Here is a 7,363-nt window from a genome sequence, read left to right as displayed (position 1 = left end):
TCCCTAGTTCAGCTAACCAACCATCACCCCAAATCCAATGTGCAACGATCGGATAGACAAAGGCTGAGAATAAAACAGCAAAGACGATATAAGCTGATAATTTCGCACGTTCAGCAAAGCCACCAAACGCAATTGTTAAAGCAATGGCTGCAAATGCTAATTGGAAAAAGAAATCAACTGAACCCGCTAAGCCATCGAACATCGTTGTAAAATCACCGAAGAAGAAATCACTTAATCCAATAAATAAGTTCCCTTCACCGTAAATAAATCCGTAACCAACTGCCCAGAAGACAAGTGAGGCAATCCCGATTGTAAAGACTGTCTTCCCTGCGATGTGACCTGCATTCTTCATTCTTGTTGAACCTGCTTCAAGTAAAATAAATCCACCTTGCATCAACAAAACTAATACTGCACAAACCATAACCCATAAGTTATTCATCAAAAATAGTTCATCCATCGTACTGACTCCCCCTTTTGGTATTGTTTATTTACCAGTAATGATGTCTTGAGTGCTCTGCTGACGTTTTTCGTCATCTAAGCTAACATCTGTTGTTAAGTCCTATTATACGTTCCGAATTTTCAGAATCTACTGTTTTGTTAGATATCCTGACATGGTTTTTAAAARGAGAAAAATCACTGAAAACGCTTACTGTTTTGGGGTTATAGGATCAACTAGCTAAAAGAGGCAGGATGAAAAAACCGAATGGGGAAAGAGTAACAAAAGGGGATTTTTCGTCCTCTAATGATTTTGGGAGGTCATAAGATGAATCAAATGAATCAACAACAACCAACAGGTACCATTCAATCCAACCAGTTACCACAAAATATGAGCCACGGTGGGCATGAGGTGTTTGATGCGCATGAAATTCTGGCTGAAATGATCAATGTAATGGATCAATATATGATGTTCCGTTCATTTATGAAAGATCAAGAATTAATTGATATTCTCGATCGTCAGTATCAATTTCTAGAGAGCCAATACAATTTAGCTGTAGGCGCTTTCTCTACTGGTTCGAAGCCTGCAGCTGAATCAACCGATGTCTACAAGATGACACAAAGCAACGATGTCGTATTTGGTCTCACACCATCACAACCCAAAAAGCCCAATCGATCGATTTCTGAAATTAAAGAAGCCGGCTTATCCGCTCATATGTTAGGTCTTCTTAAAACAACTGCCTCTACAATGGCAATGACAGCCGTTGAGATGACAAATCCTGTATTGCGCCGAATTATGGCTGATACTGTTCCTAACATGATTGAGATGGCTTATGAAGTATTTTTATACCAAAACAAGCATGGTTACTATCAAGTACCTCAATTAAAACRACAGGATATGCAAATGATGACACAGGCTTTTGCACAAACGACTACACCGCCGCAAATGCCAAATGCAACTATGCCTCCAAACCCAACTCAACCTAACCAACAAATGACTCAATAAACAAAGAGCAACCCACTGTGATTATGAATCACGGTGGGTTTTTGGCATATGTTTAACAGCAAACCATTTTATTAAAAATGGGAGGGCAAGAAATAAGGCTAGAACCCTTAACATCTGAAGTGTAGCCACCATGGTTGGCTCTATAGCTAAAGCCGTGGCAGTTGAAGCCATTTCAGCTGCGCCTGCAGGTACAATGCTTAACAGGCTGGTTGAATAATGAATAGGTGTTAGCAAAAAGRAAATCGTCGCTAATCCAAAGCTCATCAAAAAGTACATGCTAAGAGTAGCCGCACTAATACGCCCTACACGTTTAWTCTCATGAAACGTTTCTTTATCAAAGCGCATACCAATAATCGCCCCCATCAATGCTTGAGCCAGCCCTGTTACAAAAAAAGGCATATCTGAGGATGGGAGGACCCATTGATGAGCAATAAACCCTAAAGCAATGGCAAAAAACAAAGCAGAACCAGGAAATTTCACTTTCGTACCTAACCAAAGGGTTAAAAAAACGATGACCACTAATGCACTAATCGCTAAACCTCCACTAATTAAGGAAACATTAGTTGAAGTGAAAACTGGATTTACCACTGGATGGCTTAGCCCTACAATAAAAGGTATAAAGAGCACAAATAACGTAATTCTCGTCGTATGAAAGGCAGCTACAAGACGTTGATCAGCTCCGTAATCTTTGCTAAGCGCGATCACTTCAGACGCACCCCCTGGCAAACAACAGAAAAAGGCCGTATTTGGGTGAAGTCCTGAATAGCGTAGAAGAAATCGCCCTAATAAGACCCCTCCAATAATCGTTAATACAAGAGTAATSAAAAAAGGACCAACCAACATATGATAGGTGAGAAATTGCTCAGGTACGACCATATATCCAATGTTCCCTCCGATAATCGCTAAAGAAATCTTAAATAATTGGTCAGAGAAGATGATCTTCTTAACATAAAAAGCAGAGATAATGCCGGTAAATAATGAGCCTAGTAACCACCCTGCCGGAACATTCAGCGAGGCGAATATCGCTCCAACGATTGTTGCAACAAAGAGAAAGAGTGTCTTTTGCATCATATGGCCCCCCGTTCCTAGTCATAAAGCTAAAAGCCTTCACGATAGAGAGCGGAAGGCTTTTAAACAAATTATAATACAAATGTATCTGGGTCCGGACCGTAGCGCTTATCTTGATTTAACTGGTCGAGTTGTCGAATTTCATCTACCGATAACTCAAAATCAAAGATTAAGCTATTTTCGACGATTCTTTGTGGCGTAACTGATTTTGGGATCGTGACCACTTGATGCTCGATATTCCAACGTAGAAGAACTTGAGCAGGAGTCTTCCCATGGGCTTCAGCAATTTGCTTCACCGTTAAATTCGTAAAAATATCTCCTTTAGTTAATGGACGCCATGCCTCAACTTGGATCTTATTTTCTCTACAATAAGCACGGACTTTATCTTGTGTAAGATACGGATGGAACTCAATTTGATTAACCATTGGTTTAATCTCAGCCGTTTCCATTAACTCTTCTAAATGGGATACTTGAAAATTACTCACACCAATGGCACGCACTTTTCCCGCTTTATACAATGTCTCAAGTGCCCGCCATGTCTCCTTGAACTTATCTGCCACTGGCCAATGAACAAGGTATAAGTCAAGCACATCGAGACCTAGCTTACTCATGCTTTTATCAAACGCTGCAATAGTCTCCTCATACCCTTGATCATCATTCCACACTTTTGTTGTCACAAAAATCTCTTCCCTTGGAACATTGCTTTCCTTAATCGCTTTGCCAACGCCTTCTTCATTAAAATAAAACGAGGCTGTATCAATGCTTCTATATCCTGCCTCAAGTGCACTATGAATTGCTTTTTCTACCTCTGTACCGTCTTCAGCTTTGTAGACTCCTAGTCCAAGCCAAGGCATTTTCACTCCATTTGCAAGGGTAGTATAGGCTGTTTTTACATTCATACAATCAACTCCTATAATTATGATTTGTACAATCTAGACAAGAGAATTAAAAAGATAATCGTTGTTGCACTCAAGGCGAGCACCATTAAATGAGCATCCATCATTCGGTTGGCTTGAACAGCATCATAAATCGCAATCGATAAAGTCTGTGTTTTACCTGGGATGTTACCTGCTACCATAATGGTGGCGCCAAATTCACCCATTGCTCGTGCAAAACCTAATACGAGGCCTGCGAGTATTCCTTTGTAAGCGAGAGGAACAATAATCAATTTTAGTAACTGCCAATGTCCAGCTCCATCTAGTTTTGCGGCATCCAATATTCCCTCATCAATTGATTCAAATGATGCTTGAATTGGTCTAACTAAAAGGGGTAAAGCCGCAATAGCAGCTGCAATAACAGCGGCCTTCCAGGTGAAAATAATCGGCTGTCCAGTTAGGCTCTCGACCCATTGACCGAGTGTACTATTGCGCCCTAAAAGGATGAGCAAATAATAGCCTAATACAGTCGGCGGGACGATTAATGGAATGGTCACTAGTATCGAGAGTAATTGAGTGAGTTTAGACTTATAGAAAGCAAACCAACAAGCAAGAAGAACGCCCACTACAAAAGCAAACCCCGTAGCTACTACAGATATTCTAAGTGATAAAAGTAAAGGTGTAAGAATCGTATCCATTACTACGGCGCTTCAAATCCATATTCACTAAGGATTTCTCTTCCTTTTTTACTCACCATATATTCTGCAAATTGTTGACTAAGCTCAAGATTTTCAGATGTACTAGGGATCGCTAAAGCTTGGACAATTTGATTATGCGTTTTCTCATCAATTAGATCATAGCGTAGTTCACTTTCATTCATTAAGGCAAGAGCAACGATTCCTGCATCTGCATTTCCAGATTCAACATATTGATAGGCTTGTCTAATATTCTCAGCATATACTAATTTATCTTGAAGCTCTTCCCATACCCCCCATGATTCCAACGTTTCCTTAGCTGCTTTTCCATACGGCGCATGCTCTGGATTCGCAATTGCGATCGTTTGTATATCAGGATCTGTAAGGCTCTGCTCACCTTCTAATTGAGTATCTCCCTCCGAATAAACCAATACATTGCGACCAATTGCATAGACTTGCTTGGAGTCTAAAACAATTGCACCGCTCTCATTTAATTGATCAATATACGATTCATGTGCCGCTGCAAATAAGTCAAAGGGTGCCCCTTCTTGGATTTGTTGTGTCAACAATCCGGTAGAACCAAACGTAAATACAACATCAACATTTGTTTCCTTAGCAAATTCTTCCCCTATTTCTGTTAAAGCATGATCCAGATCAGAGGCAGCCGCTACATAAATAGTTTTAGTTGCTTCCTCTTCATTCGCGCATCCAATTACACTAAATAATGCCAGGAAGATCAGTACAGTTAAACTCTGTTTCATAATCGAACCCTTTCCTTAGCCTTTATGTTTTTAAGATCTTGGTTAATGATATTCGAGTGCTTATAAGCTAAGCTACCTTCATCATACTATTCTACCTTTTTGGAAAATTTTTTTGAAGTCTTTCTTCTTTTCCCTAATTGAGCTTTCATTGCTTGAACTCTTACATAAATCCTTTTAACCAGATGAAACATCCCTTCAACTAATAATTGAAGGGATGTTCCGTTTACAGGTTCGGCAGTTGCCACTCGATTGGCTCTTCACCTAATTCGACTAGCATTCTATTAATCATTGAAAAGGGACGACTTCCAAAAAAACCACGGTGTGCCGAAAAAGGGCTTGGATGAGGTGCCGTGATGATTCGATGGTGATGATGTGTGATCCGTTCTTGTTTTGCTTCAGCATGCTTTCCCCAGAGGACAAAAATGACCGGCTGCTCTCGTTCATTTAATACATCAATAATCCGGTTGGTAAACAACTCCCATCCCTTTCCTTTATGGGAAGCTGCCTGCCCCCCTCTAACCGATAGCACGGTATTTAATAAGAGAACACCCTGCTCGGCCCACGGTACTAAATAGCCATTGTTAGGAACGGGGCACCCTAGATCTTCTTTAAGTTCTTTAAACATGTTCAAAAGAGAGGGAGGAATTTTCACACCAGGCTTTACTGAAAAACTAAGACCATGAGCTTGCCCTTCTCCGTGGTAAGGGTCTTGCCCTAGAATTACTACTTTCGTGTCTTTATATGATGTTAGTTGCAACGCTTCAAAAAGATGATGCATAGATGGGTACACGACTTCAGATTGGTACTCACCTTTTAAAAACTCCCTTAGCTCTTTATAATAAGATTGTTCAAATTGATCACTCAATAAATCATTCCAGTCATTTTTTAAAATACTCATGGACTTAAACCTCCAAGTCATACTTAGTTGTTGGTAGTATAACATGGAGAAAAACGGGTTAGACAAGCATCTCACCTACACACTAGTAGGAAAGTAATAGGACATTCCTGTCGAATTGTAAGATGAAACAGGAGTAATTTACTGAATAATACAACTATTATTGTGGGAGTTTTACAAACGTGGTACAATCAGAAGTGACATATATTCCATTTTTATCCTTACAATGTGAAGCACCTATATGAAGCACCCTATGCAGACTCTTATACCATGAGTCCTACCAGTCGTCTTACTACTGTGTAGGGCTCTTTTTGTAAAAAAGGGGGGGATAGTTGTGATGGTGTTGCTTGAGCAGTTGTTGACGTTGTTCGTTCTTGCTGCCACTTGCTTCTCTACCGTCATGTTAGGAATTAAACACTATAAAGAGATCAGAAAAAAGAAACCTAAAAAGAGAAGACGATTCCCTTGAGGAAATCGCCTATATGAGAAGATTTTTTGCCTACGAGTAAAGTATAATACAATTTACACTAATTTATACAGATTATTTTCGGAATTTTCAATTAAAATATAAGTGTATTTATATTGTAAGGGTAAATTGGAAATATGTCGAGTCATTTAACAACATTTCTTCTATTAAATCACCTAAAACTAAAGGGGGAATTACATTGAGTAGAGTAAGCCTTATTCCTTTCAAAGTCGAAAAAGTGCTGAATGATACTAAGGTTGTTCCACCGGGAATCGAGTTAATTGAAGCCCCATCTCTTTGGGAGGCTGGATACTCTGGTGAGGGTACGGTAGTAGCTGTGCTTGATACAGGTTGTGACACCGATCATATTGAATTTAAAGATCAAATTATTGATGGATACAATTTCACAACTGATGATAACGGAGAAGCGAATAACTACGAAGACTATAATGGACATGGCACACATGTATGCGGAACAGTCGCTGCTGCTGAGAACGGAGAGGGAGTTATTGGTGTCGCTCCAAAAGCGAAGCTGCTTGTAATCAAAGTTTTAAGCGGACAAGGATACGGGGATACGAAATGGGTTACAGATGGCATTCATCACGCTATTAAGTGGAGAGGTCCTAATAATGAAAAAGTACGCGTGATTTCAATGTCACTTGGTGGACGTATTGATACACCTGAGCTTCACCAAGCCATTAAGCAAGCTGTAGACGAAAATATATTGGTCGTTTGTGCAGCTGGAAATGAAGGAGACGGGAATCACGATACGGATGAGTACGCTTACCCTGGCGCTTATCCGGAAGTGGTTCAAGTCGGTTCAGTTAATTTAGATGAAGAAATCTCTGAGTTTAGTAATACTAATTGTGCCATTGATCTTGTAGCTCCTGGTGAGGAGATTATCTCCACTTATTTAAACAATGGATATGCCGTACTCTCAGGTACTTCTATGGCCACCCCTCATGTCTCAGGTGCCGCCGCACTTTTAATTGAACAATGTGAAAGAGAATTCGAACGGACACTGACAGAAACAGAATTATTTGCACAATTAATTAAACGAACCGTCTCTCTAAACTTCAGTAGAAGAGCTCAAGGGAGCGGAATTCTCAAACTAACCTCTGGGCTCGTTTCTAAAACTGAAGAGCCGATGATTTCCGCGTTA

At 40.0% G+C, this 7,363-nt stretch carries 8 protein-coding genes and 1 pseudogene; 3 read left to right on the top strand and 6 right to left on the bottom strand.

Annotated elements, in window-relative coordinates; all coding sequences use genetic code 11:
• A pseudogene (locus tag AB685_RS24375) lies at positions 1-457 on the bottom strand (ammonium transporter); the annotation flags it as partial.
• 315 nt (positions 458-772) lie between these two features.
• Between AB685_RS24375 and AB685_RS24370 the strand changes: the two are divergent.
• Entirely contained in the window at positions 773-1,441 is a 669-nt protein-coding gene (locus AB685_RS24370; protein WP_047973177.1) for a spore coat protein, read from the top strand.
• A gap of 21 nt (positions 1,442-1,462) precedes the next feature.
• Here AB685_RS24370 and AB685_RS24365 read toward each other — a convergent pair whose 3' ends face one another.
• The 5 genes from AB685_RS24365 to AB685_RS24345 all read right to left on the bottom strand — a co-directional run bounded on the left by AB685_RS24365 (position 1,463) and on the right by AB685_RS24345 (position 5,738).
• Positions 1,463-2,512, bottom strand: a complete 1,050-nt coding sequence (locus tag AB685_RS24365; protein ID WP_047973175.1) for an AbrB family transcriptional regulator — start codon at positions 2,510-2,512, stop codon at positions 1,463-1,465.
• Between the two features lie 68 nt (positions 2,513-2,580).
• Complete coding sequence (locus AB685_RS24360) at positions 2,581-3,408, bottom strand: aldo/keto reductase (protein WP_047973174.1); 828 nt, start codon at positions 3,406-3,408, stop codon at positions 2,581-2,583.
• Between the two features lie 17 nt (positions 3,409-3,425).
• Positions 3,426-4,082 (bottom strand): molybdate ABC transporter permease subunit, encoded by a 657-nt coding sequence (gene modB, locus AB685_RS24355; protein ID WP_047973173.1) that lies wholly within the window; start codon positions 4,080-4,082, stop codon positions 3,426-3,428.
• A 2-nt stretch (positions 4,083-4,084) separates the two neighbouring features.
• The gene (gene modA / locus AB685_RS24350) at positions 4,085-4,840 is read right to left on the bottom strand and encodes a molybdate ABC transporter substrate-binding protein (protein ID WP_047973172.1); all 756 of its coding nucleotides are present in this window, start codon (positions 4,838-4,840) and stop codon (positions 4,085-4,087) included.
• 223 nt (positions 4,841-5,063) lie between these two features.
• Complete coding sequence (locus tag AB685_RS24345; protein WP_047973171.1) at positions 5,064-5,738, bottom strand: uracil-DNA glycosylase; 675 nt, start codon at positions 5,736-5,738, stop codon at positions 5,064-5,066.
• A gap of 331 nt (positions 5,739-6,069) precedes the next feature.
• On the opposite strand from AB685_RS24345, the gene AB685_RS32440 reads away from it, so the two are divergent.
• Positions 6,070-6,204, top strand: coding sequence for a hypothetical protein (locus AB685_RS32440; protein WP_277814310.1), 135 nt, complete (start codon positions 6,070-6,072; stop codon positions 6,202-6,204).
• Between the two features lie 196 nt (positions 6,205-6,400).
• Positions 6,401-7,363: S8 family peptidase (locus tag AB685_RS24340; protein ID WP_047973170.1), on the top strand; the 963-nt coding region annotated here is incomplete at its 3' end.

This window comes from Bacillus sp. LL01, from assembly GCF_001037965.1.
The sequence above is the reverse complement of the archived record's forward strand: the minus strand, read 5'-3'. Positions and strand labels throughout refer to the sequence as shown.